The 1,626-nt window shown below is 68.3% G+C and carries 2 protein-coding genes; one reads left to right on the top strand and one right to left on the bottom strand.

All coding sequences use genetic code 11. The annotated features are described in order from the left end of the window. A partial coding sequence (locus DV20_RS23305) for a glucosaminidase domain-containing protein (protein ID WP_063607827.1) occupies positions 1-728 on the bottom strand: 728 nt, incomplete at its 3' end. A gap of 179 nt (positions 729-907) precedes the next feature. Between DV20_RS23305 and DV20_RS43165 the strand changes: the two genes are divergently transcribed. Continuing rightward, the coding region (locus tag DV20_RS43165) for an NlpC/P60 family protein (protein ID WP_407638347.1) at positions 908-1,626 on the top strand (719 nt) is incomplete at its 3' end.

Here is a 1,626-nt window from a genome sequence, read left to right as displayed (position 1 = left end):
GAGAACATGTGCTCCTGGGTGCCGTACCGATACGACGCCGACGCCGCAATCCCCTCATCGCCGAGTGACGCACCGGGTGCCGTGCCGGAGTCGAAGCGGTAGAGGTTGTACGTGTTCATCAGGGAGATGACCTTGTTCACGTAGTCCGGGTCGGTGGCGTAGTGCCGGCCCACCTCGCGGATGAACGCGTCCGGGTCGTGGCGGTACGGGAGCGCGCTCTGGTAGGTCGAGCTGGTGGTGAGGAGCCGACCGTAGTCGCGGAACGAGTTCTCCATCGAGTCGTAGGAGCGGAAGTACGCGTTGACGGTATGGCACGGCGGCGGCACGCACTCGGTGGTCGGGTACGGGGCGCAGCCCTTGGCGAACGGGCCGGGGTTGGTCGGCGAAGTGCACTTGAAGCCGAAGAAGTTCCGGTCGTTGACCGAGAGCGAACTGCGGCCCCAGTTCGACTCGAGGATGGACTGGGCGACGGTCACCGACGCCGGTATGTCGAAGTCGTCGCGGACCCGTTGGGCGGCGGGGCCGGCCGCGGCGACGTAATCGTCCTGGGAGCCGTCCTTGACGGCCGCGGCTCTCATCGCCGCTGACCGCTGCTGTTCCTGGGTCGTGGTGCTCGTCCCGGGGTCACTGGTCGTCGGCTGACCGGCCGAAGCGGGTGCGACGAGGGCCAGCGTGCTGATCAGCGCGCCGAGCCCGCCGACGGTGATCCGGGTGGTGGTGCGGGTCATGGTGTCCTCCAGGTCCTGGCGATGGGCAAAGCCTGGAACCCAGGTCTCCAAGTCGACTTCAAGCCGTCTGCAATCGCTGTTGAAGCGGTTTTGGGGCGGACTTGAAGCGTGCCTCGGGAGGGTTGCCCAGCGAGTCCGCCGCACCGAGAACGGCGGAGCGTCCACCCGGGAGGAAACCCATGACCGTCCAACGCACCGGCGCCGTCCTGGCCGCCGTGCTCACCTCGCTCGCGATCGTCGGCGCCGCTCCCGCGACCGCCCAAGCCCACCCGCTCGGTCCGGCTGCCGCGGCCGCGCAGAACGGCTACTACGACCCCGCCAAGCCGGGCCCGCTACCGCACGAAGGCACCGCCGGCGTCCCGAGCCATCCGAAGACCGGCGTGCGGGCGATGACTTCGACGACTTCGGTCGAGAACGGCCAGATCACGCGCTCCGAGGTGCTGACCAGATCGAGGTCGTGGATCGACGAGCACGTCATGTACAGCCAGTCCGCGTCCCACACCAACCAGTACGGCACCTACCGCCAGGACTGCTCCGGGTTCGTCTCGATGGCCTGGAACCTCAGCACGAGCCTGACCACCGCGACCCTGCCGACGCGGATGGACGCCATCGGCTGGGCGGACCTGCAGCCCGGTGACGCGCTGTGGCGCAACGGCCACATCGCGCTCTTCCTCGCCTGGAACGACGCCGCCAAGACGCAGCCGATCGTCCGCGAGGAGTTCGACTTCGGCAACCCCGCGGTCGAGCGAGCGTGGACCACGCAGTCCTACATCCGCACGTTCACCCCGATGCGCTACCGCAACATCGTCGACGACATCGGCCAGCCGGCCCGGATGGGCGATGAGGGGATTGCGGCGTCGGCGTCGTATCGGTACGGCACCCAGGAGCACATGTTCTC

It is taken from the genome of Amycolatopsis rifamycinica (genome assembly GCF_000695625.1).
GTDB lineage: Bacteria > Actinomycetota > Actinomycetes > Mycobacteriales > Pseudonocardiaceae > Amycolatopsis > Amycolatopsis rifamycinica.
This window is presented reverse-complemented; position numbering and strand designations above follow the sequence as displayed.